A 24,645-nucleotide genomic window follows, 5' to 3' on the forward strand; every position below is an offset into this window, starting at 1 on the left:
AAAGAACCTGCCTCTAAAACGCAAGCTTTCGCCAACCAAGTAGCGATGGTGCGCTACCCGGTTGGCGAAAGTCTACGCGTGCGTTACGAGCTGAAAACCTTATACTTCCAGCGGCTGGGCGTGCTGCGCGGCCGGCTCCGGAATGCTCTCGTTGCTACTGCCTTGTGGCGTGGCGGCGGTAGCCGCCACCAGCGCCTGCTCCAGGTCGGCGGTGATGTCGTCGATGTGCTCGATGCCTACCGACAGGCGCAGCAGCGTGGGCGTCACGCCCGCCACTAGCTGCTCCTGCTCGCTCATTTGCTGGTGCGTGGTGGCCGAGGGCTGAATGATAAGCGTTTTGGCATCGCCTACGTTAGCCAAGTGGCTGATTAGCTTGAGGTTATCAATAAGGGCCACGGCCGTTTCCTTGGTGCCGTGCAGCGTGAACGAGAGCACGCCACCGAAGCCGCGCTTCAGGTATTTGGCGGCGTTTTCGTGGTGCGGGCTGCTGGCGAGGCCCGGGTAGTTTACCTGGGCCACCTCGGGGCGCTGCTCCAGCCACTGGGCCACCTTGAGGGTGTTTTCCACGGTGCGGTCTACGCGCAGGCTCAGCGTTTCGAGGCCTTGCAAGAGCAAGAATGAGTTGAACGGGCTGATGGCGGGGCCAAAATCGCGCAGGCCTTCCACGCGGGCCCGAATGGCGAAAGCAATGTTGCCAAACGGCCCGTTTTTGCCAAACACGTCGTTGAAAACCAGGCCGTGGTAGCCCTCGCTGGGCTCGGTGAACTGCGGGTATTTGCCGTTGCCGAAGTCGTAGGTGCCGCCATCCACAATGATGCCGCCCACGCTGGTGCCGTGGCCGCCAATCCACTTGGTAGCCGAGGCCACCACAATGCTCGCGCCGTGCTTGAGGGGCTGAAACAGGTAGCCGCCCGCGCCGAAGGTATTGTCCACCACCAGTGGAATGTCGTGCTTTTTGGCCACGGCCGCAATGCGCTCAAAATCAGGCACGCTGAAGCTCGGGTTGCCGATAGTTTCGACGTACAGCGCCTTGGTATTCTCGTCAATCAGCGCCTCAAAGCCTTCGGCCGAGTCGCCCTCCACGAAGCGCGCCTCAATACCCAGGCGCTTGAAAGCCACCTTAAACTGGTTGTAGGTGCCACCGTAGAGGTACGAGCTAGCCACCAGGTTGTCGCCCTGCTGGAGAATATTATTGAGCGCAATAAACTGCGCCGCCTGCCCCGAGCCCACGGCCACGGCCGCTACCCCGCCTTCGAGTGCCGCCAAGCGCTGCTCAAACACGTCGGTAGTCGGGTTCATCAAGCGGGTGTAGATGTTGCCAAACTCCTTCAGGGCAAATAAGTTAGCGCCGTGCTCCGCGCTCTTAAACACGTAGCTGGTGGTTTGGTGAATGGGCACCGCGCGCGAGCCGGTGGTGGGGTCGGGCACTTGGCCGGCGTGAAGTTGCAGCGTTTCGAAGTGCAGGTTGGGAGTAGCCATGACGGTGGGGAATTAAAAGCGGTTTGAATTGAAAATCAAGAATATACAATGAGGTGGCTACGCCAGCTGCGGAGCCGGCAGCTGTTCCAGGGCCCGAATGAGGTCGGCCGGGTCGGCGCGGTGCTTGAAATTGGCCTCCACCCAGCGCCAGCCAATCACGCCGTCGGTGTTGATGACGAACGTGGCCGTGAGCGGCAGCTCATCGTCGGCCGTGCCGTTAAAAGCCGTCAGGTCGATGCCCACGCTCCGCAGCGTGTCGGCCACCTCGGCACCCACGCCGTAGGCCAGGCCATACTGCCGGGCTACCACGTTGCCCACGTCGCTGAGCACTGGGAAGGCCAGCTTTTTCTCGCTGGCCGTGAGGCTGCTAAGCGCGGGTACCTGGGGCGACACGGCCACCAGCGTGGCTCCGCGCAGGGCCAGCTCGGGCAGGGCCTGCTGGTAGGCGCGCAGCTGCACGTTGCAGTAGGGGCACCAGTTGCCGCGGTAAAAAGCGAGCACTACCGGCCCCTGCGCCAGTAGCGCGGCCAAGCTCTGGGGCTGGCCGTCGGCAGCGGGCAAGATGAAGTCGGGGGCCAGCTGGCCGGCCGATAGCACGTGCTGGGTGAGCCCGGCGGCGGTTACTGTGGCAATGCCGCCGTCAATGATTTGCGAAGCAGCCGGGGGCAGGGCCGTGGCTACGTGCTGGGCCGTGGCGGCCAGCTCGTGCTGAAAAGCGGTAGTAGGAGCGGGGGGAGACTGGATGAAAGCAGACATGCGACAAAGCGGAATAGCGACGATAAAAAAGTTTGTGACAAACTCCGTGCTGTTGGCTGTTTCGCTTTTCGGTAAAACTCCGTAAAAGAATTTTATATTATAAGTATTTGTTAATCAGCAATTTGCATTTAAGCAACCGCATCGATTAATCAATGCCGGGGCTGAGCCAGCCGGCACAAATACTACCCACGAAAAGAGGAGAAAACAGCGCCGAAAGCGTTATCCTTGGCAACAACAGCACATTCGCATTCGCTGGGCGCAAAGGGCCGGGCTAGCTAAAGCGGCTGATAGAAAATACCCGGAGCCGCCTGCAAGCGCAGTAGTGGGCTGGGAAGCGAGGAAGAGGGGTGCGTGTGCCATGGTACTCGGTTTATAGCCCCCCAGGCTGCACAAGCAGCTGCCGGGGTAGGAATTGGCACCTTTCAGCGAGTGAAGGTTGCCAGCGGGTCACGGAGCCTAATCTCTCGCCGCTTCTGTATAAAACTTACTAAAACGATTCCGCCTGCTGCAGAAAAGTACCGGATTGGTAACGGCAAAGATAATCAGCGCCGCGAACTATGCAAGGACAATTGAAAAAATGTGCGGTAAGCTTCAGCTTGCCGGGATACTACCGCAAGGACGTGGGTAATAACATGCTCATTACCGTATGCTTACAACGGCAAGCTGAAGCTCACCGCACACCCAACTGGTAAGCTAAGGTTTATCCTACAAAAATAAAAAGGCCACCCCAATGCTGGAGTGGCTTTTCTCACCTTTTTTCTGCAAAAAGTACCTAGATACTAGGTAGGGTTAACTCCTGGCCTACTTCAATTAGGTCAGGGTTACTGCCGATGATGGCCTTATTGGCCTCGTATATCTGGTGCCACTTGGCGGCGTCGCCGTAGTGTTGCTTGGCAATATGGGAGAGCGAGTCGCCGCTTACCACGGTATAGGCGGTGCCGGCAGCGGCGTCAGCGGGTTTGTTGTTACCGAAGAAATCGGTGCCAGCAGCGGGCTGGGTGGCATCAACCGGCTTTTTATCACCTTCGTTATTCAAGAAATCGAGCAAGCCCATGTGACAAGTGCGGTTAGGGTGTGAAAGAATAGCTGCCGCAGCGGGGCTGGGTGGCGTGTGGCTTTTTACGGCGGTGGTGCGGGATGGTTACCAGATATAACTAAAAAAAAAGCGGTGCGTAAGCAGAGCCGAAGTCAGTTACGGCTTTTCTTTCACCCTCACTCTTTTCCCCATGAATTTTTCACCTGTATCCTTCCGCTCCTATTTCGCTTCCATGCTGAGCGTGTTGGCTTTTCTGTTCGTTGTGTCGTCGTGCGGCAGCGATAAAGGCAAGGTAGAAGGCGTTAATATGCTATACGGCACCAGCAGCAAGACCTGGGTGACCGACAAGCAAACCGATGCCACCGGCGACAAAGTGAAGCAGAGCGATGCCGATGAAAATATGGAAATCAGCTTTACGTCGGGTGGCACCTATGCTGGCTCGCAGAGCGGCAAGTACGTGTTTGACCAGGCTGGCAAAACCATCACCATGACGCCCGAAGGCAGCACTAGCAGCAACACTTTTAACGTAGAAACGCTGACCGACAACAAACTGACTTTGGTAGGTACCAGCGGTGCCAAGCTGATGCTGAAAAGCAAGTAAGCCACGATTTTAGAAGGGCCTATGCCCGCTCAAAGGCCTCACTTCGGTAACGGAGTGGGGCCTTTTTTGGTAATAGTGGTCCGGCATATGCCGTCGGCTTATTTTGAAGTTTAGGGGGTGCTGCCGAGAAGAGGCAGCGCTGCTAATTTAAGTATTTGCGCTCATGCACGCTGGTTGTAAAAGGTTGATTATAGGATTTTTAGCTGCGTTAATTTCTGTCGGTGCGCGGGCGCAGGCTCCGGCGGCAGTGCCCATGCGCGCCCTGCGCAGCGTGGCCCCTGCCGATACCAGCTTTGCTGAGCTGGATTTTTTGCGGGCTGAAATTGGGAGCGCACGGGTCGTGTTTTTGGGCGAGCCCACGCACGGCGAGGGCAATGTGCTGGCGGCCAAGGCCCGGCTGCTGGCCTTTTTGCAGCAGCGCATGGGCTTCACCACGCTGGGTATGGAAAGTGGCTTCTTCGACTTGTACAAGGCCCAGCGGGCAATTAGCGTAGGCAAGTCGGTGCCTAAGAACTTGCAAAGCAGCGTATTTCCCATCTGGACGAGCACGCGGGAATTTCAGGCGGTGCTGCCGCTGGTGGGGCCCGACGGGTTGCGCATTATGGGGTTTGACTCGCAGCTGACCGGCGACTATAGCGACGATTTAATCGACGACCTGGAGGACTTTCTGGAGGAAGGCAAAGGTGCTAAGGACATCAATTTTGAACTGCTGGGCGAGGCAACCAGCTATATGCAAGAGCATTTTGCGCTGCCGCCCACCCAGCCGCTGGCAGCCTTCGAGGCCGAGCTGGACAAGGCCGAGCCACTGCTGCGCCAGGCAACCGCCGCGCCCGCTGCCGCGCGACGCACCGAGGCGGTGTTTTGGCAGCAGTGCCTGCGCAGCCTGCGGGCATTGGCCCACGACTACGCCACCCACAACCTCACCGACAAAACGGCGACCAGCTTTGTGGCCGCTGACAGCAACCCTCGTGATGCCCAAATGGCGGACAACCTGCTGTGGTACCTGCGACAGCACCCCACCGAGAAAGTGGTGTGCTGGGGCGCGCTGCCGCACTTCGCTAACCACGTAGAGGTGCTGGGCACCGACGAGCTGCGGGCCTACCGTCCCATGGGCCGCGCCGTGAAAGCGGCGTTGGGGCCTAACCAAGTGTACATACTAGGCACCCTGGCGGGTGGCGGCACCCACGGCCCGGCCAACACCGCTGGCCAGCCCGTGCCCACCCCCGCGCCCGGCACCCTGGAGGCTAGCCTGCTGGCCCTCGATGCGCCCTATGCCTTCGTGAGCCTCAGGTACGACGCGCCCGGCCGCCAGCTCACTACCTATGCATTGGATTATCAGCCGCTGGCCGGCCCGTGGAGCGAGGTAGTGGATGGCTTCCTGTTTTTGCGCAGTGTAGAGCCGCCGCACCTGGCGGCTGCCGATAGCACCGCCGCCGTAGCCGCGCTGGCCAAGGGCGATACCGCTGCCACGGCGGGGCTAGCCGGGCAGCGGCTGGGCTCGCTCAACCCGGCACCGGGCCGGGGCATGGCTACCATGCGCCGCCCGGTGGCGGTGGCCGATGTATCGGGGTTGCGCACGGTGCGCGGCGTAGTGCTCGACCAGCGCCGCCGACAGCCGGTGCCCTACGCTTCGGTGCAGCTAGCTGGGCAGGGGCAGGGCACGGTGGCCGATGCGCAGGGGCGCTTTTCGCTGGCCTTGCCGGGGCCTACTGAGTTGCAGGTCAGTAGCTTGGGCTATGAAGTCGCCACGGTGCAGTCGCCCCGCGGCAGTGAGGAGCTGACCGTATTGCTCGCCCCCGCCAGCTACGCCCTTTATGAGGTGCAAGTGGCCAGCACCCGGCCCCTTAATGCAGCCGAGATTCTGCAACGCATAGTCAAGCATATTCCCCAAAACTATGAGCAGCAGGACTATGCTGCTGAGGTCTACACTTACCGGCGCCTTAGCAATTTCGATACTCTGCGGTCTGAAGTCGAAACGGTGGGCCGCCTGCGGGTGCCGGCCGGCTACCGGCATTTCACCAAGGGGTTTATGGGGCAGGAGGATGGGGTGACCTTTCTACCCGAGCAGCGGCACGTGCTTACGGAGCGCGGGGGGGTAGTATCCTGGCTCAGCGTGCCCGCCCTGTACACCGGCACGCAGGGGTCGGCTCTTAGCGCGGCCGACCCAGTGCGAACTTCGCCGCTCTTTGGCCGGCGCGCCGGCCGGCGCTTCGTGCTGAAGCTCGACAGCGTGCGGCGGCAGGGGGCTGATACGCTGTACGTGCTCAGCTTCGCGGCTCGCCACGGCGACCACCGCAGCACCGGCACCTACCTGATGAGCGGCTACCAGGGCCAGCTACTAGTGCGCGCCCGCGACTACGCCGTGCTGCGCTACGAGGCGCTGTGGCAAGCCGACACAGTGGCGACCAATGCCACTACCCGCAAAAATCAGGGCCGTTCAAACGCATTGGCGCATATTTATCCGCATCTATTCACGGCCGACCGCACCACGCACGTGGTTGATTATGCCAAGGCGGCCAACGGGCGCTACTACGTGCGCCGCAGCCTAGGCCAGACCCTAAATGCCGGCCGCACGCTCGGTCGTGGGGCCTTTTATAGCCAAAGCTTTACGGAGCACTACTTCCGGCTGCTGCCCGAGGCGGGAGCGGCCCCCGGGCCTGCTCCGAAGGGGAGCGCGAAAGCTCCCGCTGTGCGACCTATTGTGCCCTACCGGCCCGAGTTTTGGGCGGACTACCAGCGGCCGGGTGGGCCGTTGGTAGGGCCGGCTAGCCAACCGTAATACATTATCAATAAAAGAGATAGCCTGGGTAAATGCTTTGGCTGAAGGGGTAAGATTATCCCGGGATTCTCAAACAGTTTCAGGCTGCCAGCGCTTTCCGGGGGCGGGGGCTTCCTAGAGGGTGGTCAGGGCCACTTCTTCCGTGGTGGGGTAGTCCCCGTTTTCCAGAAAATAGCAGTAGCGCCGCAGGTCGGTTTCGGCGGTGCCGTTCAGGTAATCGACGTAGAGCTGGGTGCGGCTGCCGTTGGTTTTTTGAAAAGCTGGGGTGCTTAAGCGCCTGACAATCTCGGGCTTGCCGCGCCACCACTCGCGGCACAGCGCTACTGTCCAGTGGTCGTTGCCGTCGCAGGAATAGCTATCCAGCACTTCGACAGCCGCCGCATCGAGCACGCATAGAAACTCGGCAAAGTTTTGGGGCTGCTCGAAAACGTATTCGCAGTAGTCCGCATCGTAGAGCACGTTGGCCGGTGCTTCGCCATCGCCCGTGCCACATGTATCTGATTCACCAGTGTAAAAGGGGCCGGGAAAGTTGAGGTAATTCTTTGTTAGCCAGTGGCTATTATCCAGGCAGGCATTATTTGGAATATCCCCGTTTCTGATTGGCAATACTTCCCGGCGAATGAAGTCGGCAGCCGCCGGCCGGTACAGAAAAGCGTTGAAGTCAATAGGGTAGCTTTGTGCAAACAATACTACTTCTTTATCAATCTCGGCCAGATGTTTCGCTATGTAAGCCTGCCGGTCAGCACTAATAACAGCGATGGAAGAAAGCTGCATTTTCGGGCTTTCTGGAACTGGTGGCACACTGGACGGAAGTTGGCCGGGCCGGATAAAAAGCGCTTTTAACAGTTCATAAATACGCATAGTACGAATCAGCAAGGACTAACTTATTTACCCGGCTGGCGGCCCACCCCGGCCAGCCAGCGCGGCAGGTAGGCTACGCCCAGCGCCAGGTAGAAGTAGTAGGTGACGATGCGGTAGAGCAGCACCAGGAAGCTCGTCATGGCCGCCGTGCCCATAAAGCGCCCAAAAAACGTGGGAAACGCGCCCTCCGCAATGCCCGCACCGCCGGGCGTGATGGCCAGCAGCAGCACCACTTTGTAGGTAATGTTGCGGGCAAAAATGAACAGGAACGTGCCCGTGTTCATGGGCGTGAAGGCCGCAATGAGGCAGCCGATAACGGCGTAGCGGGCCGTCCAGACGAAGACCGTGCTTAGGCTGGCGCGCCACCAGTAGGCCGCGCCCGCGCCCTGCAAGTGCCTGGATGCCAGCACCATTTCCTGGCCCTGGCGGTAGGCCAGCCGCCGAAACCGCCGCAGCACCCGCAACGAAGTCAGCCGCACCAGCAGCCGCCGCACCGAGCGCGGGTTGATAAAGAGCGCGTACATCAGCAAGGCCGAATAGGCCGACACGGCCACGTAGCTGAAGATGAAAATGGCCCGCAGCGTTTGCACAAACGCCGATTGCAGGCCTTGGGGGTAGAGGCCATCGCCGGCCAGCCACACTACCAGTGGCACCATCAGCACGTAGTAGAGGTTGTCGAGAAAAGCCGTCACGATAGTGTAGGCGATGGCTTTACCCAGCGGAATGCCCTCGCGGGCGAGAATGACCGGGGCCGCCGCCGTGCCGCCCGCCGCCGAGGGCAGCACGCAGGAGGCAAACTCCCACACCACAATCACCCCAAACGACTGCCGCCAGTTCAGCTCGCCCTCGGCAATGCCCCGGATGCGGTAGATGTAGCCCAGGTCACGCGCCCACAGCACCAACAGCGTGATTACCAGCCACTCCCACTTGGCATCGGCCAGTGGCGCGAGGTCGCCGGGCTTGTACGAGCGCCAGAACAGGAACGCCACCACGCTCAGGCCGATGAGGGCCGGCAGCACAATGCGCGACGGCCGCAGCTGCCACATCAGGTCGGCTTCGGGGCGGGCGGCGGGCGGTGGCGGGGGGGCGGGTAGGGGCATAGGCAGGGGGAAGGTCGGGCAAAAATACGGTGGCCCACCGGGGCGGGGTAGCACCCGGCAACTCAATGCAGTTGGCCCATCATATTTCTCCGCCTCCGGCTTGCAATAAAAATGCCCGGTTGCAGGAGCAACCGGGCATTCAAAAAATAATTGTTAACCAAGCACTTGCCGTTACGGCCGCCCGCCGGTGCTACCGGCCGGCGTGATGCCGCTGGGCGAGGTAGTGCCCGGTGAGGGCGGGCCCACCGGCGAAGGCGTGCCGTTGGGCTTGAGGGCCGGTGACGCGGCGGGCTGGGTCGTGGTGCCATCGGCCGGGGTGGCGGGCACCGCTACGCCGGGCGTGGGGGTGGGCTGGCCGGCCGCGCCGTTGGGCAGGGTGGGCTGATTGCGCAGCTGCTGGAGCGAGTCGGCCGGAATGGCGCGGCGCGTGGAATCGGTAGCGCTGGCTGGGCGGCCGGTGCCGGGGATGCCACCTGGGCGCTGGCCGGTGCCGGCGGGGCGCTGCCCCGCACCGCTGGGACGGCCGCCGCCGCCACCCGCACCGCCTTGGCCGCCGCCCGTGTCGCCGCCGCCGCCGAGGCCGCCGCCCGCGTCGCCGCCTTCTTTGAGGTCGTCGTTGTTCACGTTTTTGCCGCGGCGGCCGGTGTCGCCGGCCGTGAGCTTGCCGATGCGGTAGCTGAAGTTAATCTTGAAGTTGAGCGCCTGGCTGAGGTTGGTGCTGTTCTGCGTCAGCAGCGGGCCGTTGATGGGCACGTTTACGCCGTTGTAGGCGTAGCTGTCCACGTAGGGCGTGGCCACGTCGGTGCGAATGCGCCGGGTGCCGTTGAAGAAGTTCTCAGCTCCGAAGCCAATGCTGCCGCGCTTCTCGGCGAAGCTTTTCTGCAAGCTCAGGCTGTAGATGCCAAAGCCGCTTTGGAAGCCTTGCAGCTGCACTTGCTGGCCCCGGTAAAAGGCAAACAGCTGCAACGAATAGCTCTTGCCCAGGTCATACGAGCCGAAGGCGCGGGCATTGGTTACGGTGCCCTTGTTGCTGGAGTTGTAGAGCACGCTGGGGTCGTTGTTGCGCAGCACGGCGTAGTACACGTCCACGCTGCCATTGAGCGAGAGCTTGCCCGAGTTGGTGCCCGCGAAGAGGCTGCCGCCGTAGGCGTTCTCGGTACCCGCGTTCTGGAAGGTGCTCAGCAGCGCGCCCTGAATGCGGTTGGGGTTGAGCGAGTCGGGCAGCGGCACCCGCACCGTTTGGATGGCGCCCGTAGTGTTGCGCACAAAAGCCGTCAGGTTCAGGTTGACCTTCTGCTTGACGGTGGTGCTGTAGCCCAGCTCGTAGTTGTTGGTGTACTCGGGACGCAGCAGCGGGTTGCCGGCCGACGCATTCAACGGGTTGCTGGCCTGAATGTTAGGGTTCAAAAATTGCAGCGACGGGCGCTGAATGCGGCGGTTGTACGAGAGCTTCACCACGTTGCCATTCTCCAGCTTACGCGAGAGGTTCACGCTGGGCACCAGCACCCCGTAGTCGGGAATGTTGGCGTTAGTGAGCACGCCCTGGCCATTGCTGAAATCGGCCGAGATGGTGGTGTATTCAAAGCGTACACCTGGCTTCAGCGTGAAGCCTTTGGGCAGCCCCAAGGTGTAGGTGACGTAGCCGGCAGCCACGTTCTGGCGGTAGCGAAACGAGTTGTTGAGCGAGGCGCTACCGGCGGCGGGTTGCAGCGCGGCGTCGTAGAAGTAGCTGTAGTCGCTGTTTACGCGGCGCACAATGTCCTTGGCCCCAAACTCCAGCAACTGGTTTTTGACGGTAGGCGTCTGGTAGTCAATCTGGCCGGTGTACTCCTCGTTGTAGCTGTCGTTATTGTTACCCAACTGGCCGATAAACGTATTCTTGGTCAGGTCGGCAGGGTTGAAAACACTGTTAGTAAAGTTGTTTGTCTGGTTGTTGCGGCTGAACAGCGTGAGCACGCTCAGTTCGCGCTGCTCCTTTTCGTAGGTGTGGGTGTAATTGAGGCTGGCGTCGATGGTGTTCGAGTTATTGGTCGAATGCACATCGCGCAAGGAGTTGGGGGTTAGGGCTCCGCTGTTGGTAGCGATGCGGCTCAGCAGGCCATCCTGGTAGTTGTCAGAGTTGCGAATGCCGTAGGCCAGCGAGCCGGCCAGCGAGTTGTGCTTGTCGAAATCGTAGGTGAGGCCCAGCGTGTAGCGCCCAAAGGCGTCGTTGCGACGGGTATCAGCATTTTGCGCGGTGGTGGTGCGGTCGCCGGCTCTTGTGGTGCCATTCGTGCTGTTGGCTAGCGCCACGCTGGTTTGCGAATTGTCGAAGCTGCCCGGCTGGTTATAGCTAGCCCGCCCAAAGCCGCCCAGGCTCACGCCAAACTTGCCGTTGCGGTAGTTGCCGTTCAGGCCCAGGTTGCTGGCCCGCAGGCCGGTGCTCACGTTCACGCCCAGCGAGCCGCCGCGCAGGTTGTTGGTCTTCGTAACGATGTTTATAATCCCGCCCGAACCCTCGGCATCATACTTAGCTGAAGGTGAGGTAATTACTTCCACCGTCTGAATCTGGTCGGCCGGAATCTGCTTGAGCGCGTCGGCCACGCTGCTGGCGGCGATGGTCGAGGGCTTGTTGTTAATGAGCACCCGGATGTTGCTGGAGCCGCGCAGGCTCACGTTGCCATCGAGGTCTACGCTCAGCAGCGGCACGCGCTTGAGCACGTCGGTGGCATCGCCGCCGGCCGTGGTTTTGTCCACATCGGCGTTGTAGATGGTGCGGTCCACGCGCTCCTCAATGAGGGGCTTCTTGCCGGTTACCACTACTTCAGCCAGCTTTTGAGCAGCGCCAGCCAGTACAATATTGCCCAGCGCTACGGTGCCGCCGGGCGCTACCACCAGGCCGTTTTTCACCTGCGTTTGGTAGCCGATAAAGCTGACCTCGACGCGGTAGGTGCCGGCCGGCACGGGAAGCACAAACTTGCCATCGTCGCCGGCCACGCCGCCGTTCACGGCGCTGTTGGTGGCGGGATTAATGACGGCCACCGAGGCGTACGACACCGGCTTGCCATTGGCCGCATCGGTGATGGTGCCCGTGACGCGGCCCGTGCTACGCGGTGCGGTAGCGGCGGCCGGCGCGGCCGCCGGCCGGCCCCCAGCCTGGCCGAAGCTCAGTAACGGGCTGCCAATGAGCGTAGCAGCTAAAAGCCCCGAAAGCGGGAGAGTAGTCTTGTTCATAAAATTCATAACGGCCAAAGTGCGCAAACGGCTGACAATGGTTGCAGTGGCTACGGGCCAGCCCGCCTAATTCATCGGCCGGGCCCGCTATTGTCCCGACCAAGCCACTTGGCTCGACCTTTGCGCGGGGCGGGCAAAGGTCGGTTATATACAACCGTCCGCGCACTGTTGCCGTATCTTTGAGGTCGGCCGGCCAATCTTTTAGCTCGCCCCGCGGTTGCTATGCCGCTCCCCTCTACTGCCTGCCCCGATGATAATTGAACCCGGCCCGCTCCTGGCGGCGATATCCTCGCCCGACGACCTTAAAAAGCTCGCCCCCGAGCAGTTAGTGCAAGTCAGCACCGAGCTGCGCGAGTTCATCATCGACACGGTGAGCATCTACGGCGGGCACTTCGGGGCCTCGCTGGGCGTGGTCGAACTCACGGTGGCCTTGCACTACGTCTTCAACACGCCCTACGACCAACTGGTGTGGGATGTGGGCCACCAGGCCTACGGCCACAAAATACTGACCGGCCGGCGCGACCGCTTCCCCACCAACCGCCGCTACGGCGGCATGTCGGGCTTCCCGAAGATGACGGAAAGCAAGTACGACGCCTTCGGGGTGGGCCACAGCAGCACCAGCATCGGGGCGGCGCTGGGCATGTCGGTGGCCTCTGATTACAAGAAAGAGTTTGACCGCCAGCATATTGCCGTAATAGGCGATGGCTCGATGACGGCCGGCATGAGCTTCGAGGCCCTCAACCAGGCCGGGGCCATGCGCAACAACATGATTGTCGTGCTCAACGACAACTGCATGAGCATCGACCCCAACGTGGGCGCGCTCAAGGAGTATCTTACCGACATCACCACCTCGCGCACCTACAACAAAGTGCGCGACGAGCTGTGGAACGTGCTGGGCAAGCTCAGCAAGTTTGGCCCCAACCCCCAGCAGATTGCCCGCAAAGTAGAGGCCGCCATGAAGGCTACTTTGCTGAAGCAGAGTAACTTATTCGAGGCACTGAATTTCCGCTACTTCGGGCCCGTCGATGGCCACGACGTGCAGCACCTGGTCGAAGTGCTGAACGACCTCAAGTCCATTCCCGGCCCCAAGCTGCTGCACTGCGTGACCGTGAAGGGCAAGGGCTACGCGCTGGCCGAAAAAGACCAGACGCTGTGGCATGCGCCGGGCCTGTTTGACAAGATTACCGGCGAGATTTTCACTAAAGTCCCCGACAAGCCGCAGCCGCCCAAGTACCAGGACGTATTTGGCCACACGCTGCTGGAGCTGGCCCAGGCCAACGACAAGATAATGGGCGTGACGCCCGCCATGCCCAGCGGCTCTTCGCTGAATATTATGATGGCCGCCATGCCCGAGCGCGCCTTCGACGTGGGCATTGCCGAGCAGCACGCCGTTACGTTTTCGGCGGGCCTGGCCACCCAGGGCATGGTGCCGTTTTGCAACATCTACTCGTCGTTTATGCAGCGCGGCTACGACCAGGTGGTGCACGATGTGGCCCTGCAAAACCTGCACGTAGTGTTCTGCCTCGACCGCGCCGGCTTCGCCGGGGCCGACGGCCCCACGCACCACGGCTGCTACGACCTGGCCTACATGCGCTGCATCCCCAACATCGTGGTTTCGGCCCCGATGAACGAGCAGGAACTGCGCAACCTCATGTACACCGCGCAGCTGCCCGAAAATGCTGGTCCGTTCAGCATCCGCTACCCGCGCGGCGAGGGCGTGATGCCCGAGTGGCACACGCCGCTGCAGCGCGTGGCTATCGGCACGGGCCGCGTGGTGCATGAGGGCGAAGCGGGCGGCGTGGCTGTGCTCACCATCGGCCACATCGGCAATTACGCGGTAAAGGCCGCCGCTGCGCTTGCCGCAGAGGGCTTCGACGTGGGCCACTACGACATGCGCTTCTGCAAGCCGCTCGACGAGGAAATGCTGCTGGCCGTGGCCCGCCGCTACCGCGCCATCGTGACCGTGGAAGACGGCTGCCTGCAAGGCGGCTTCGGCTCGGCCGTGCTCGAATTCCTGGCCGACCACGGCCAGTACCTGTCCGTGCGCCGCCTCGGCATCCCCGACCGCGTGGTAGAGCACGGCTCGCAAGACCAGCTCTACAAAGAGTGCGGCTTCGATGCCGTCGGCATTGCTCAGGCCGTGCGCGAAATGGGGGCCAAAGTGGCTGCCGAACCGCGCGAGACGGTGTTGAGCTAGGCACTCTTTATAACTTATAAAAGCCCCGTAGCGGCAGCTACGGGGCTTTTTTGCGTCAACTGCGGAGGCAAACAATAGCCGGATTTGGTTGTCTTATCTGACTAATACTTACGCAAAAGCGGTTGTCATTGCGAGCATAGCGAAGCAATCGCACTAGAACGAGTCGTTCGAATATCGTTTTGGTGCGATTGCCGCGCTCCACTGCGTTGCGCTCGCAATGACAACTGATTTTGCGTAAGTTCTGTATAACATTAGCAGCTAGTTAACTCTCTTACCAACAAGATTTTCCACAAATGGCAACTACCACCGCAACCTACCCCGCTACGTTCACCATCGGCGGCGACCTCACCGTAAAGCGCCTCGGCTACGGGGCCATGCGCATCACCGGCGACGGCATTTGGGGCCCGCCCCAGGACCGGGCCGAAGCCATCCGGGTGCTGAAGCGCGCCGTGGAGCTGGGCGTCGATTTCATTGACACCGCCGACAGCTACGGCCCGAATGTGTCGGAAGAGCTGATTGCCGAAGCGCTGTACCCCTACACCGATAAGGGCGTCGTTATTGGCACCAAGGGCGGCTTGCTGCGCACCGGCCCCAACCAGTGGCCCGTTGATGCCAGCCCCAAGCACCTGGAGGAAGCCCTGCACGGCAGCCTCCAGCGCCTGAAAGTCGAGCAGATTGACTTGTACCAACTGCACCGCATCGACCCTAACGTGCCGGTGGAGGACACATTCAATTTCCTGAAAAAAGCGCAGCAGGATGGCCTGATTAAGCACATTGGCCTCTCGGAAGTTGATGTAGACCAAATTAAGAAGGCGCAGGAGTTTTTCGAAGTGGTGTCGGTGCAGAACATGTACTCGGTTGATAACCGCAAGTGGGAAGCCGTACTCGACTACACCCGTGAGCAAAACATGGCGTTCATTCCGTGGTACCCGCTCTCGGGCGGCAATAAGGAAGCCTTGGCGGCTCTCGACCAACTAGCTCAGAAGCACGGCGCTACCCAGCAGCAAATTGCCCTGAGCTGGCTGCTGCACCACTCGCCCAATATCCTGCTCATTCCCGGCACTTCCAAAGTAAAGCACCTAGAAGAAAATATGAAAACGGCTGATATTCACCTCTCTGCCGAAGACATGGCCACGCTCGATAAAATCAAGGCCGCGTAACGCGGGCGGGTTTTCGAGCGTTAGAAGAAGCCGGTTAGCAACGCTAACCGGCTTCTTGCTTTTCCTGGTTTTCTACCTTGCCCGCCCATGCCCACGCTGCTCCGCTTCCTCCAGAAACCCCTGCTTGGCCTGGCGCTGGGCCTGGCTGCCTGCTCCTCCGAGCAGGTGACGCGCACCGACAGCCGGCCGGGCGTGAACCTGGCGCAGTACAAGACTTATAACTTCATGGACGCCATTGCCCGCAACGACTCGACTTTTATAAGCTCAGGCTCCAACATTTTCGACCTCAAGCGGGCCGTGACGCGCGAAATGGAGGCCCGCGGCTTCCAGAAAGCCGACCAGCCCGACCTGTGGGTGAACATCGGCCTTACCACTGAGCAGCGCGTGCAAACGCGCGAAACTAACTTCCGGCAGGATGGCCTGCGTAACTACATCGGCCAGCGCAACTACCACTGGCAGGCAGGCGAAGTGCCTGTGAATCAATATCAAGAAGGTACCGCCACCATCGACCTGGTTGATGCTGCCCGCAAAGAGCTGGTGTGGCAGGGCACCACTTCCACTGTGCTCTCGCGCACTCCTGCTCGGGCTTCCAAGCAGATTGATAAGGGTGTAGCTGACGTGTTTGCGCGGTTCCCGGTACCGGCTAAGTAGGTAGCGTGGACTCTGCGAGTCCGCGCGTAGAACGATGCGGAACGACCCACGCGCGGACTCACAGAGTCCGCGCTACTTACCGTTGCTGCGGTCGATGAGCTGCACTACGTCTTTAGTTGAGATGGACTGGCCGGTTTCGGCGGCGCGGTAGATGGCTTCGAGCAGCTGCACATCGCGCAGGCCCATTTCGCCGGGCACGCGGGTGGGCTTGTTTTGCAGCACGCACTGCGCGAAGTCGTCCATCTGGGCCGCTTGCTGGTTGATATTGGGGAGATTGAGCAGGCCGTCGTTTTTGCTGGTTTTGCCCGCCAGACCACCGTAGCCGTAGGCTGGCTCTAGCTCCAGCCAGCCGTTGGTGGCATCGGCACGCAGGCGGCCTTCTAGGTTTTGGGCATAGCTGGTGCGGCAATCGGCCACCGAGCCATCGGCAAACTGCATTTGCCAACTCAGGCCCGCCTCCACCTCTTTGAAGTAGCCGGTGCCAGTTTCGGGCGCTAGCTTGGCCGAGGTGATGGCGATGGGTACCTGGCCCTTGGTGTAGAGGCAGCCTTGCAGGCAATAAATGCCCATATCCATGAGCGGGCCGCCGCCGCTCAGCTTTTTATTCACGCGCCAGGGCGTGCTGCCGCTGTCGAATTTGAAGCCGTTGTCGGCCGCCAGGTGGGTGATGTTGCCGTATGCCTGCGTTTGGCCTAGGCGCATCATGGCTTGATTGTGCGGCTCGAAGTGCAGCCGGTAGCCCACGCTGAACTGCTTGCCCGCCTTTTTCATAGCCGCAATCATCTGGCGCGCATCGGCGGCCGTGGTGGCCAGCGGCTTCTCGCAAATGACATGCTTGCCGGCCTGCGCGGCTCGCACCACGTACTCGGCGTGCAGGGCATTGGGCAGCACCACGTACACAATGTCGATGGCGGGGTTAGCAATTATTCGGTCGAAGGTTTTATAGTCGTAGCAGTTCTTGGCTGGCAGACCGTACTGCTTTTGCCACTGCGCCGCCTTCTCTGGCGAGCCCGTCACGATGCCCGCCAATTGGCAGTACTTGGTTTGCTGCAACGCCGGGGCCAGCTGGCCCTTGCTGTAATTACCCAGGCCCACCAGCGCTACGCCCAGCTTGCGCTCGGGTGCCAGCCAGCCCAGCGGCCCCGCCAGCGCTGCGGTGCCCGCCAGCGTAGCGCCCGCCCCCAGCGAAAGCGTGCGCATGAACGCGCGGCGGGAAGTAGTGGAAGCAAAGTCGTTGTTCATGAGTTGGGTAGGTAGGGTGAGGTAGTGAGTACCCGCAAAGCAGGATACGGGTTGTGTGGAGGTTGGTCCTCAGACATCTGTCATGCTGACGAAGGAAGCATCCTATGAGGGTAGAACAAGCCGTTCTATCCTGATAGGATGCTTCCTTCGTCAGCATGACAACGATTAAAACCCTAACAAACTGCCCGCTAGCGCTACTCGTCCTCCGGAAATTTACCCATGTTGCCGCTCTCGAAGTCGGCAATGGCGGCCATCAGCTCCTCGTTGGTATTCATCACGAAGGGGCCGTAGGTAGCCAGCGGCTCTTCGATGGGCGCGCCGGCCAGCACCAGCACAAGGCTGTCTTCGGTAGAGGTGAGCTGCACGTCGGTCGAATTCCAGCCCAGCACTACGAGCTGCTGGGTTTTGGCGGGCCGGTCGCCATTCACCAGCACCGCGCCGCGCACTACGTAGAGGCCCACGTTGTAGGCAGCGGGCAGCGTGAGTACAAAGTCAGCCCCCTGGGCTAAGTGTAAGTCCAGCAGGGTGATGGGCGAAAACGTGCTGGCCGGACCGGTGGCCCCGCCGTAGCTGCCCGCGATTACGCGGATGCTGCTTTGGCCATCGGGCAGCGGCACGCGGGGGATGGCGGCGGTCAGCAGTTCCTGGTACTTGGGCGGCACCAGCTTGTCGGCCTTGGGCATGTTTACCCACAGTTGCAGCAGCTCCAGGGTGCCGCCGCGCCGGGCAAAGTCGCGGTCGTACATCTCGGCGTGGCGCAGACCCGCGCCGGCGGTCATCCACTGCACATCGCCGGGGCCGATGCTGCCGTCGTGGCCGGCCGTGTCGCGGTGGGCCAGGTGGCCGTCATACACCACGGTCACGGTTTCGAAGCCGCGGTGGGGGTGGGGTGGCGAGCCCAGCGGCGTGTCGGTGGGCGCAATCTGCATGGGCCCGATGTGGTCGATGAGCAGGTAGGGACTCAGCTGCCGGATGCGCGGCCCCGGCATGGGGCTGGTCACGTCGAAGCCGTCGCCGACGAGCTTCTTGTTGCCATCAATAACCTGAAATATGCGGCGGAATTCGGAGGCCATAGCTGTTGAAGTAAAACTGTGTAGGTACAGCTTTTATAAGCTAGGGCGGGGCAAAAGGTTGTGGGCGACCAAGCTTAAAGCGTCACTTCGTTTGTAGCAAAAAAATCAACGAAGCTTTCAGTTTCAGCATTTATCAGCGTTGCCAAGTTAGTCAGCGTGGTGGTAGGGGCCGGAATAATTGGCTGGAAGCCAACGTGTGCATATGCTTCCACTTCGTGCGTCGTGATGAAGCCTTCGGCCTCAAACGATTTAATGCTGGCAATCAATTGCTCGGCTGCTTCTGCTAGTCGCTTGTCCTGTCGAGTGTCTTCTTGCCGTTCGCGTTCTGGGGGACGCAGCTTGAATTCTACGAAAGCAATTTTATCAGACGTATAAAAAGCGCAATCGCAACGCTTGGGTTTAGTTGGGCCCTGGCCAATAAGGCATTTGTCAATAGCAACCAAGGTGACAGCTTGCTGCCCATTGGTATGCACAGTAAAGTGGCGCTCTTCGTCATAATCACCCGTTGCTAATTGAACGCAGCCAATGGTGGGGTCTTCGTAGTTACTGCTGCCGCTAGGGCAAGTTTGTACGCAATTATTTTGGCGACAATGCGTATAGCGTCGCTTAATGGCGTTTTCCATTAGACGGACTGCGATTTTTGTTTTTGCAGGCGTAATAATTTGTGGAAGCTATCCGAAATATCACCCGATACAGCATCTAACTCATTACCGCCAATAAGGTGCGTGCGCTCGTCGGTAATGGGTTTCACCGTGCCATCGGCTACATAGTAAGCGGCAAATTCGTCGGGGTTCAGCCAACATGCTTTTGGTACGATAGCGGCTATCTCGTCCTCCAAGTCGGGGCGTAGCTGGGCCACTTTGTAGGCCTCCAGCAGCAGATTGCAGCTGGATAAGATATAGGGGCTGTGCGTGGTGATAGTCAGGTCGTTGTCGCCTTTGGTACATTTCTCCACCAGCCAGTTCAGCAGCCCTTGTTGGGCGGTGGGGTAGAGGTTTAGCTCCGGCTCTTCGATGATGAAGCTTTGCGCCTGTTCGGTGTTGCGACTCAGGTGCTCTAGCAGCACTAGCAGCGGCGTGACGGATTGGATACCGCTGGCGGTTTCATTTAATTGGAGAGAAGCTTGTTTTCCGTGGCTTGAAAAGCTTACGTAGTCCTTATTGTCGTGTCTGAGATATTCAACGTTCAAAAAATTTATTTCTAAGCTATAAATCTCATCTCGTGCTTGGAAGAAAGCATTAGCAAAGTTGAGTAATGGTTTAGGTAAGCCAATATCGTCGCGCATCAATCCAGCAAACGAAGAGCTTATAGATGATACAAATGCGCGGTCAGAAGGAATGTATAAGGGCAATGATTTAAAAGCAAGTTCTCCCGCTTTTAATGTTTTATTTCTACTGACGCTGGCTTGGTCAAGTAAGTCATTTATATTTTTTATAATTTTAATTCTGTCCTCATTATGTAAATCAGGATGTAATTTTTCTAATAAGTTACGAGCCTCATCAACTAGATTTTGTGACTTTTTATAATCAAAAGCAAATTCATCCCTATCATTTTCTAATCTTACAGCAATTTGGCCCTCTACAAATAATAAAGATTTGAACAATTCGCTAGATTTCAATGAGGCCATTGGGTTTCTACCCATGAATTCCGAAAGGTTATAATCGTGTAAGCAGTCTTCTTTTTGCGAAGGGGTATTAAGACTTTTGTTATAAAGAGAAGTATGAAAAATGGCCGCTAGCTTCGCCAGCGTACTCTTGCCCCCGCCCGTTGGCCCAATGAAAACCGTGACCCGCTTAAAGTCCACCGTGGCGTCTTTGATGGGTCCGAAGTTCTTGACAATCAGCTGCTCGTTCATGGCGGGAGGAAATAGGAGGGGGCTAAAAATACAACGCGGCGGCCCCGTTGCCAGGGCCGCCGCGTGTAGCATCTGAGTAGCAGCTACTTCGGTAGCTTGTCGCGCACGGCTTTTACCTCGGCTACCTGCACGGCGCTGGCTTTGTTGCCGAAGTTGTTGCGCACGTAGGTGAGCACGTCGGCCACCTGCTGGTCGGTGAGGTAGGCCTGGGCGGGCATGTGCTGCTTGTAGTCGTTGCCGTCGATTTCGATGGGCTCGGCCAGACCGGCCAGCACGATGTGGGCCAGGCGGGTTTTGTCGCCGAGCACGTATTCGGTTTTGGTGAGCGGTGGGTTCATGTTGGGCACGCCGCCACCATCGGCCATGTGGCAGGTGATGCACACGTTTTTGTACACCACCGCGCCGCGGGTGAGGGAGGCCGTGAGGGCCGGATTGGCGGCGGTTTTGACCTTGGCTTTAGGGGTAGGGCGGTGCTGCGCTTGCAGCGATAACGCGCCGAAAGCCAGCGCGGTAGCCAGAAAAATTTGCTTGCTCATTATGATTTCTTGGCCGTGTACACGATGCGGTAGATGGTGCCCTTGGTGTCGTCGGTGACGTAGAGCGAGCCGTCGGGGGCCTGGGCAAGGCCGCAGGGGCGGTGGTCGGCGCGGCCGCTGGCCGTTTTGGCCGCCGAGCCCGCGAAGTTATCGGCAAATACTTCCCACTGGCCGCTGGGCTTGCCATCCTTAAAGGGCTGAAACACTACGTAGTAGCCCGCCTGGGGCTCGGGGGCGCGGTTCCAGGAGCCGTGGAAGGCGATGAACGCGCCGTTGCGGTACTTGGCCGGAAACATGGTGCCGGTGTAGAAGAGCAGGCCGTTGGGGGCCATGTGGGCGGGGAAGGCCGCGGCGGGCTTAATGTAGTCGCCTTTGGCGGGCGTTTTGCCATCGCCGCCGTACTCGGGGCCCTGCATTACTTCCTTGCGCTGGGGGTCGTAGTAGGTGTAGGGCCAGCCGGCATTGGCGCCCTTGGTGAGGGCAAACATGCACTCGGCGGGCAGCTGGGCCGACTGCTGGTCGGTGTAGAGGGCGGGCCAGTTGTCGTGCAGCTGGTCGCGGCCGTGCTGCATCACAAAGAGCTGGTTATCTTGCTGGTTCCAGTCGAGGCCCACCACGTTGCGCAGGCCGGTGGCGTAGCGCGTGCCCTCGGGGTAGCGCTGGTTGAGGCGGTCGGCCTTAAACTGCCAGATGCCGGCGGCCGAGTCCAGAATGGGGCAGTTGGGAATGCCTTTCGAGTCGCGCGTGCGGTCCTGCTCCTGGCAGGCGTTGGCGTAGGCTCCGATATTAACGTACAGGTTGTCAGCATTATCCAGTACAATAGACTTCGTCTCGTGCTGGCTGCCTACTTTGAGGCCGCGCACCAGCAGCTCGGGCTTGCTGGGGTCGGCTACTTCGCCCTTGGCATCGAGCTTGTAGCGGTACACGGCGTAATCGGAAGAGGCGTAGAGGTAACCATTCTTCTCGTACATGCCCGTGCCGCCGTAGTCACCAAAGCCGCCCGTGACGGTGGCTTTGCCAGTGGGCTGGCTGTGGAGCACCAGCACGCCCTTGCCGTCTTTCACCTTGGCCAGCTTCACGTAGATGATGCCCTGGGGCGTGATGGCGATGTGGCGGGCTTTGGCCCCGGTTTCGGCCACTTTAAGCGCTCCGAAGCCGGCGGGCAGCTTCAGGCCGGCGTTGTCGGGGTCGGGGGCGATGGTGGGCGCGGTGGGGCGGCTGGCCACGAGGGCCAGGCCGGCCGCCAGGGCGGGCACGGCGAGCAGTAGGCGGGGGGAAAAGGATTTCATCAGTAAAGGGAATTTAGGCGGATTAGGAATTGGTGAGGCAGCAATTCTCCCAACTGCGAACGGCCGGTGAAGGTTGCTTAAGAAGACCTTAGGCCAGCCCAGGGCTGCCAGCCGCTAAGCGCCCGGTGCCTCGCAGCGGCGCTTGAGCACGCCCAGGATGCGGCCCTGGATTTCGCTCATCACGAAGCCCGTCCACAGGCCGGCGTACCAGTTGAGGTGGGTGCTGAGGCGCTGCTGGCTGTGCAGCACCAGCAGGGTGCGGCCAGGGCCGGCAGGCCGCAGTTCGTAGGTGCCGCGCAGCACGTCGAAAAACCGCCCGCCCACGATAACGTGCTCATCAAAGGTAGTGGGCGGAATGGTAGCCGTATTGGGCAAAATGCTGAACGACAGGCGCTTGAGGGGACGCCACTCGTCCACGGTTTCGATAAACTCGACGCCGCGCTCGAAGGTGGCGTGGCGCACGCCGCCCACGCCCTCGTGGGTGAGCGTGGCCTCGATGGGCCGCGGGAAACCAATGTCGTCGATAATACTAGCACCCAAATCGGCGGCCTGAATGGGCGCTACCCGAATGATGTGCCGCCACACCACGGCGGCCGGGGCGTTTATCTCCACCGTGTTTTCGATGCGCCGAAAGCTATCGGGGTTGTCGAAGCGGTTTTCGACGGTAATGGCCACGAAAGGCAGCACCGCGAACGCCGCCACTACCAGCGTTTTATCGCCCCGGGGCGGCAGCAGGTCTACCACGCTGGTATAAATCAAGGCGCCCATGGAGGCCAGCACAAAAAAGACGGGCCCGATGATGAGGAGGCAGATAAGCCCTTCTAAATGAAAGAGTATCGTGGTAAAGCCGAACAGCAGCAAGGTGAGCCAGGGCGCTCCGCACATGCGCCAGAACGTGCGCCCGCCGGGCAGGAAGTGCGCCGTGATGGCCCCCAGCGCCAGCGGCACCAGCAGCAAAAAGCTGATGGTGAGCAGGCCCCCGGCCCGGTCGCCCAGCTGGTCGTCAAACAGGTAGCGCGACACCAGCGCAAACGTCAGGCCCAGGCCGGCCGCGAATAAAAAAGGGTAGCGTTGGCGTGAAATCATCCCGTAGTTTTGGCGAATTAAGCTTGCCGTCCGCAAGGTACCCGTTCGCCATGTTGCCCACCGCGCCCACCATCCTGTTTTTGCACGGCTTTGCCGAAAGCCGCGAAGTCTGGACCGAGTTTACCCGGCCCTTTCCGGCCGCCTACCGCCTGCTCACGCCCAACCTGCTGGGCCACGGCACCAACCGTGCCGCCGTGCCCGATTTCAGCATGGAGGCACAGGCGCGCTACGTGGTGAGCTACCTCGACCAGAAAGGTGCCACTGGCCCGGTGCTGGTGGTGGGCCACAGCATGGGTGGCTACGTGGCCCTGGCCCTGGCCGAGCGCTACCCCGACCGCGTGGCCGGCCTGGCCCTCATCAATTCCACGGCCCGGCCCGACACCGACGAGAAGCGCCAAAACCGCGAGAAAAATATTGGCTTCGTGGAGCGTCACGGCCTGTTTAAATTCATGGAAAGCTTTGTGCGCCCGCTGTTTGCCCCCGCCAACCGCGACCGCCTGCCCGAAGCCCTGGCCCTGCTCGAAGACATCGGCAAGGCCACGCCCGAGGCCACTATTGCCGGGGCCCTGCGCGCCATGGCCGCCCGGCCCGACCGCACCACCGTGCTGCGCACCGCCCGGTTTCCGGTGCTGCTGGTGGCCGGCAAGCACGACGTAGCCGTGCCCCTGGCCGACTCGGTGGCCCAGGCCGCGCTGGCGCCCGTGGCCTCGGCGCTCTTCCTCGAAGGCAGCGGCCACCAGGCCTACCTGGAGCAGCCCGAGGCCACGCGCCGTGCCGTGCTGGCGCTGGCCGGCGCGGCGTTTGGGGAAGGGTAGGCTACTGAATGCTCTAAATCGTTTTGAAGTTGAACGGCAGCACGTAGCCCACCCGCACCGGGCGGCCTGCCTGGCGGGGTGGCGTGCTGGCCGTAGGTACCAGCTCAAGCACGCGCAGCACCTCGGCATCGAGGGTAGGGCTGAGGCTGCCCACGATGCGGCGCTGCTCGACCACGCCGGTTGCACTCACCTCCAGGTAGGCATACACGGTGCCCGATACGCGGTTGCGGATGTCGGTGGCTGGAAATAGAATCTGCCGCTGCAACAGGCTGACCAAGGAAAAAATTGCGGTGCCGCCGGGCCGGCTGCCGGCCAGCCGAAACGTGGGCATCTCGTCGCTGTAGCTGAGCGGGGCGGCAGGTGCGCCAGCTCCAAATGTCAGGGGCACGTTCAGGGTATTGAGTACGGTAGGGCCTTGGTAGGAGCCGGTGTTGGGTGGTATTTGCCACGGGGTCAGGCGCTTGGCTAGTTGCTGGGCCAGGGCCTGCACGTCCGTATGGCGGGCCAGGTTGGCGGCCGGCGTGTTGCGGGGCGGCGGCAGCAGGTAGCTGGCGCGCACCGCGCCCACTTCATTCAACTCCAGGTGCAAGTAAACCTGGCCGGCCAGCGCGGCACTGGCCGGGCGCAGGGCCCGCGCCACTACCGCCCGCACCGAGTCGGGCCCACCCCGAAAGCGTGGGCCGAGGTATACGGGCGTGTTCGAGTCGGTACCGGCTGGGAATACCAGTGGTGTTACCTGGGCGGCTGCCAAGCGGGGTGCCAGCCCCAGCAAGAGCGCCAATAAGCTCAGGCACATTGGCTGGCTTAGCAGTTGGGGAAACAGAAAACGATGATAAGGGCGTTGCATAACGGTGCGAAGTAGAGCCGGCCAAATATAGCGCCCCACCAGAGGAAGCGTGGCCGCCCTACATCTTTT

General features: G+C 60.7%; 20 protein-coding genes and 1 riboswitch. Of the genes, 6 read left to right on the top strand and 14 right to left on the bottom strand.

Annotated elements, in window-relative coordinates:
- Positions 1-99 precede the first annotated feature (99 nt).
- From ACYVGC_RS05930 to ACYVGC_RS05940, 3 genes are all read right to left on the bottom strand, one after another.
- Positions 100-1,479: an O-acetylhomoserine aminocarboxypropyltransferase/cysteine synthase family protein gene (locus tag ACYVGC_RS05930; RefSeq protein ID WP_460582869.1), complete on the bottom strand. Its 1,380-nt coding sequence runs from the start codon at positions 1,477-1,479 to the stop codon at positions 100-102.
- A 57-nt stretch (positions 1,480-1,536) separates the two neighbouring features.
- Positions 1,537-2,235 (bottom strand): peroxiredoxin-like family protein, encoded by a 699-nt coding sequence (locus tag ACYVGC_RS05935; RefSeq protein ID WP_460582870.1) that lies wholly within the window; start codon positions 2,233-2,235, stop codon positions 1,537-1,539.
- A gap of 367 nt (positions 2,236-2,602) precedes the next feature.
- A riboswitch (SAM riboswitch) is annotated at positions 2,603-2,719 on the bottom strand.
- A gap of 288 nt (positions 2,720-3,007) precedes the next feature.
- A complete protein-coding gene (locus ACYVGC_RS05940; RefSeq protein WP_460582871.1) occupies positions 3,008-3,289 on the bottom strand; it encodes a LysM peptidoglycan-binding domain-containing protein in 282 nt (93 codons plus the stop codon).
- A 172-nt stretch (positions 3,290-3,461) separates the two neighbouring features.
- On the opposite strand from ACYVGC_RS05940, the gene ACYVGC_RS05945 reads away from it, so the two are divergent.
- Together ACYVGC_RS05945 and ACYVGC_RS05950 are read left to right on the top strand one after the other, a co-directional pair.
- Positions 3,462-3,872, top strand: a complete 411-nt coding sequence (locus ACYVGC_RS05945) for a hypothetical protein (protein WP_460582872.1) — start codon at positions 3,462-3,464, stop codon at positions 3,870-3,872.
- A gap of 253 nt (positions 3,873-4,125) precedes the next feature.
- Positions 4,126-6,651 carry an erythromycin esterase family protein gene (locus tag ACYVGC_RS05950; protein WP_460582873.1) on the top strand — a complete coding sequence of 842 codons (2,526 nt, stop codon included), beginning with the start codon at positions 4,126-4,128 and terminating at the stop codon, positions 6,649-6,651.
- A gap of 114 nt (positions 6,652-6,765) precedes the next feature.
- On the opposite strand, the gene ACYVGC_RS05955 is transcribed toward ACYVGC_RS05950, so the two are convergent.
- The 3 genes from ACYVGC_RS05955 to ACYVGC_RS05965 form a co-directional block, all read right to left on the bottom strand.
- On the bottom strand, positions 6,766-7,425 hold the full coding sequence (locus tag ACYVGC_RS05955) for a hypothetical protein (protein ID WP_460582874.1): 660 nt from the start codon (positions 7,423-7,425) through the stop codon (positions 6,766-6,768).
- 110 nt (positions 7,426-7,535) lie between these two features.
- A complete protein-coding gene (locus ACYVGC_RS05960; protein WP_460582875.1) occupies positions 7,536-8,612 on the bottom strand; it encodes a lysylphosphatidylglycerol synthase transmembrane domain-containing protein in 1,077 nt (358 codons plus the stop codon).
- Positions 8,613-8,783: 171 nt separating this feature from the next.
- Positions 8,784-11,825, bottom strand: a complete 3,042-nt coding sequence (locus ACYVGC_RS05965; RefSeq protein ID WP_460582876.1) for a TonB-dependent receptor domain-containing protein — start codon at positions 11,823-11,825, stop codon at positions 8,784-8,786.
- A gap of 250 nt (positions 11,826-12,075) precedes the next feature.
- Here ACYVGC_RS05965 and dxs point away from each other — a divergent pair, with 250 nt between their 5' ends.
- From dxs to ACYVGC_RS05980, 3 genes are all read left to right on the top strand, one after another.
- The gene (dxs, locus tag ACYVGC_RS05970) at positions 12,076-14,022 is read left to right on the top strand and encodes a 1-deoxy-D-xylulose-5-phosphate synthase (protein WP_460582877.1); all 1,947 of its coding nucleotides are present in this window, start codon (positions 12,076-12,078) and stop codon (positions 14,020-14,022) included.
- Between the two features lie 293 nt (positions 14,023-14,315).
- Complete coding sequence (locus tag ACYVGC_RS05975) at positions 14,316-15,182, top strand: aldo/keto reductase (protein ID WP_460582878.1); 867 nt, start codon at positions 14,316-14,318, stop codon at positions 15,180-15,182.
- Positions 15,183-15,269: 87 nt separating this feature from the next.
- On the top strand, positions 15,270-15,833 hold the full coding sequence (locus tag ACYVGC_RS05980) for a DUF4136 domain-containing protein (RefSeq protein WP_460582879.1): 564 nt from the start codon (positions 15,270-15,272) through the stop codon (positions 15,831-15,833).
- A gap of 72 nt (positions 15,834-15,905) precedes the next feature.
- On the opposite strand, the gene ACYVGC_RS05985 is transcribed toward ACYVGC_RS05980, so the two are convergent.
- From ACYVGC_RS05985 to ACYVGC_RS06015, 7 genes are all read right to left on the bottom strand, one after another.
- On the bottom strand, positions 15,906-17,075 hold the full coding sequence (locus ACYVGC_RS05985) for a Gfo/Idh/MocA family protein (RefSeq protein WP_460582880.1): 1,170 nt from the start codon (positions 17,073-17,075) through the stop codon (positions 15,906-15,908).
- 194 nt (positions 17,076-17,269) lie between these two features.
- The gene (locus ACYVGC_RS05990; protein WP_460582881.1) at positions 17,270-18,148 is read right to left on the bottom strand and encodes a pirin family protein; all 879 of its coding nucleotides are present in this window, start codon (positions 18,146-18,148) and stop codon (positions 17,270-17,272) included.
- A gap of 74 nt (positions 18,149-18,222) precedes the next feature.
- Positions 18,223-18,771 (bottom strand): hypothetical protein, encoded by a 549-nt coding sequence (locus ACYVGC_RS05995; RefSeq protein WP_460582882.1) that lies wholly within the window; start codon positions 18,769-18,771, stop codon positions 18,223-18,225.
- Positions 18,771-20,003, bottom strand: coding sequence for an AAA family ATPase (locus ACYVGC_RS06000; protein WP_460582883.1), 1,233 nt, complete (start codon positions 20,001-20,003; stop codon positions 18,771-18,773). Before ACYVGC_RS06000 ends, ACYVGC_RS05995 begins: the two co-directional genes overlap by 1 nt.
- Before the next feature lie 83 nt (positions 20,004-20,086).
- The gene (locus tag ACYVGC_RS06005) at positions 20,087-20,539 is read right to left on the bottom strand and encodes a c-type cytochrome (protein ID WP_460582884.1); all 453 of its coding nucleotides are present in this window, start codon (positions 20,537-20,539) and stop codon (positions 20,087-20,089) included.
- Positions 20,539-21,828: a PQQ-dependent sugar dehydrogenase gene (locus ACYVGC_RS06010; protein ID WP_460582885.1), complete on the bottom strand. Its 1,290-nt coding sequence runs from the start codon at positions 21,826-21,828 to the stop codon at positions 20,539-20,541. The genes ACYVGC_RS06005 and ACYVGC_RS06010 overlap by 1 nt, the downstream gene beginning before the upstream one ends.
- Before the next feature lie 114 nt (positions 21,829-21,942).
- On the bottom strand, positions 21,943-22,914 hold the full coding sequence (locus ACYVGC_RS06015; RefSeq protein WP_460582886.1) for an SRPBCC family protein: 972 nt from the start codon (positions 22,912-22,914) through the stop codon (positions 21,943-21,945).
- A gap of 50 nt (positions 22,915-22,964) precedes the next feature.
- On the opposite strand from ACYVGC_RS06015, the gene ACYVGC_RS06020 reads away from it, so the two are divergent.
- Positions 22,965-23,729, top strand: coding sequence for an alpha/beta fold hydrolase (locus ACYVGC_RS06020; protein WP_460582887.1), 765 nt, complete (start codon positions 22,965-22,967; stop codon positions 23,727-23,729).
- A gap of 13 nt (positions 23,730-23,742) precedes the next feature.
- On the opposite strand, the gene ACYVGC_RS06025 is transcribed toward ACYVGC_RS06020, so the two are convergent.
- Complete coding sequence (locus ACYVGC_RS06025; RefSeq protein ID WP_460582888.1) at positions 23,743-24,576, bottom strand: energy transducer TonB; 834 nt, start codon at positions 24,574-24,576, stop codon at positions 23,743-23,745.
- Positions 24,577-24,645: the final 69 nt, after the last annotated feature.

It is taken from the genome of Hymenobacter arcticus, from assembly GCF_054779975.1.

What these genes read in the sequence shown, in the direction of transcription:
- ACYVGC_RS05930 (WP_460582869.1), bottom strand. Translation starts at nt 1,479, where the DNA reads ATGGCTACTCCCAACCTGCACTTCGAAACGCTGCAACTTCACGCCGGC.
- ACYVGC_RS05935 (WP_460582870.1), bottom strand. Translation starts at nt 2,235, where the DNA reads ATGTCTGCTTTCATCCAGTCTCCCCCCGCTCCTACTACCGCTTTTCAG.
- ACYVGC_RS05940 (WP_460582871.1), bottom strand. Translation starts at nt 3,289, where the DNA reads ATGGGCTTGCTCGATTTCTTGAATAACGAAGGTGATAAAAAGCCGGTT.
- ACYVGC_RS05945 (WP_460582872.1), top strand. Translation starts at nt 3,462, where the DNA reads ATGAATTTTTCACCTGTATCCTTCCGCTCCTATTTCGCTTCCATGCTG.
- ACYVGC_RS05950 (WP_460582873.1), top strand. Translation starts at nt 4,126, where the DNA reads ATGCGCGCCCTGCGCAGCGTGGCCCCTGCCGATACCAGCTTTGCTGAG.
- ACYVGC_RS05955 (WP_460582874.1), bottom strand. Translation starts at nt 7,425, where the DNA reads ATGCAGCTTTCTTCCATCGCTGTTATTAGTGCTGACCGGCAGGCTTAC.
- ACYVGC_RS05960 (WP_460582875.1), bottom strand. Translation starts at nt 8,612, where the DNA reads ATGCCCCTACCCGCCCCCCCGCCACCGCCCGCCGCCCGCCCCGAAGCC.
- ACYVGC_RS05965 (WP_460582876.1), bottom strand. Translation starts at nt 11,825, where the DNA reads ATGAACAAGACTACTCTCCCGCTTTCGGGGCTTTTAGCTGCTACGCTC.
- dxs (WP_460582877.1), top strand. Translation starts at nt 12,076, where the DNA reads ATGATAATTGAACCCGGCCCGCTCCTGGCGGCGATATCCTCGCCCGAC.
- ACYVGC_RS05975 (WP_460582878.1), top strand. Translation starts at nt 14,316, where the DNA reads ATGGCAACTACCACCGCAACCTACCCCGCTACGTTCACCATCGGCGGC.
- ACYVGC_RS05980 (WP_460582879.1), top strand. Translation starts at nt 15,270, where the DNA reads ATGCCCACGCTGCTCCGCTTCCTCCAGAAACCCCTGCTTGGCCTGGCG.
- ACYVGC_RS05985 (WP_460582880.1), bottom strand. Translation starts at nt 17,075, where the DNA reads ATGAACAACGACTTTGCTTCCACTACTTCCCGCCGCGCGTTCATGCGC.
- ACYVGC_RS05990 (WP_460582881.1), bottom strand. Translation starts at nt 18,148, where the DNA reads ATGGCCTCCGAATTCCGCCGCATATTTCAGGTTATTGATGGCAACAAG.
- ACYVGC_RS05995 (WP_460582882.1), bottom strand. Translation starts at nt 18,771, where the DNA reads ATGGAAAACGCCATTAAGCGACGCTATACGCATTGTCGCCAAAATAAT.
- ACYVGC_RS06000 (WP_460582883.1), bottom strand. Translation starts at nt 20,003, where the DNA reads ATGAACGAGCAGCTGATTGTCAAGAACTTCGGACCCATCAAAGACGCC.
- ACYVGC_RS06005 (WP_460582884.1), bottom strand. Translation starts at nt 20,539, where the DNA reads ATGAGCAAGCAAATTTTTCTGGCTACCGCGCTGGCTTTCGGCGCGTTA.
- ACYVGC_RS06010 (WP_460582885.1), bottom strand. Translation starts at nt 21,828, where the DNA reads ATGAAATCCTTTTCCCCCCGCCTACTGCTCGCCGTGCCCGCCCTGGCG.
- ACYVGC_RS06015 (WP_460582886.1), bottom strand. Translation starts at nt 22,914, where the DNA reads ATGATTTCACGCCAACGCTACCCTTTTTTATTCGCGGCCGGCCTGGGC.
- ACYVGC_RS06020 (WP_460582887.1), top strand. Translation starts at nt 22,965, where the DNA reads ATGTTGCCCACCGCGCCCACCATCCTGTTTTTGCACGGCTTTGCCGAA.
- ACYVGC_RS06025 (WP_460582888.1), bottom strand. Translation starts at nt 24,576, where the DNA reads ATGCAACGCCCTTATCATCGTTTTCTGTTTCCCCAACTGCTAAGCCAG.